General features: G+C 48.2%; 1 rRNA gene. It reads right to left on the bottom strand.

Features of this window, described 5'->3' with window-relative positions:
* Positions 1-692: ribosomal RNA gene (locus KCG48_RS14540) — 23S ribosomal RNA — on the bottom strand; the annotation flags it as partial.
* Between the last annotated feature and the right edge of the window lie 82 nt (positions 693-774).

Raw genomic sequence — 774 nt, 5'->3', positions numbered from 1 at the left:
TGCCCTCTTAAGACTCGGTTTCCCTTCGGCTCCGCACCTAAAGTGCTTAACCTTGCTGCATATCGTAACTCGTTGGCTCGTTCTACAAAAAGCACGCCATCACACGTTCTAATCGTGCTCTGGCCGGTTGTAAGTGCACGGTTTCAGGTTCTCTTTCACTCCCCTCCCGGGGTTCTTTTCACCTTTCCCTCACGGTACTGCTTCACTATCGGTCATCAGGTAGTATTTAGCCTTGGGAGGTGGTCCTCCCTGCTTCCCACAAGGTTTCACGTGTCTCGTGGTACTCTGGATCGATCCTTCGGGGTCTTCTTTTTCGCATACGGGACTATTACCCCCTATGGTCCAGCTTTCCAGCTGTGCTCTGCTAAAGAATAACCGTACTTGACGGATCGTCCGCAACCCCGGAAACAAGTTTCCGGTTTGGGCTCTTTCCCGTTCGCTCGCCGCTACTAGGGAAATCGATGTTTCTTTCTCTTCCTCCAGGTACTTAGATGTTTCAGTTCCCTGGGTTTGTCCTCCAATAGACTATGAATTCATCTATGGATACTGGGGGTTACCCCAGTGAGTTGCCTCATTCGGTGATCTTGGGTTCTCGGGCTATGTGCGCCTACCCCAAGCTTATCGCAGCTTATCACGACCTTCTTCGACTCCTGATGCCAAGGCATTCACCATGCACTCTTTGTAGCTTAATCTTTAAGTTACTCAAAATGACATTTCTTATGAAATGCTTTGTTTACTTTACTTTTTCTTCCATTATGCAGTTTTCAAAGAACA

The sequence above is a fragment of the Proteiniclasticum sediminis genome (assembly GCF_018128025.1).
GTDB lineage: Bacteria > Bacillota > Clostridia > Clostridiales > Clostridiaceae > Proteiniclasticum > Proteiniclasticum sediminis.
Note: the sequence above shows the minus strand (reverse complement) of the source record. Positions and strands in the feature narration are given on the sequence as shown.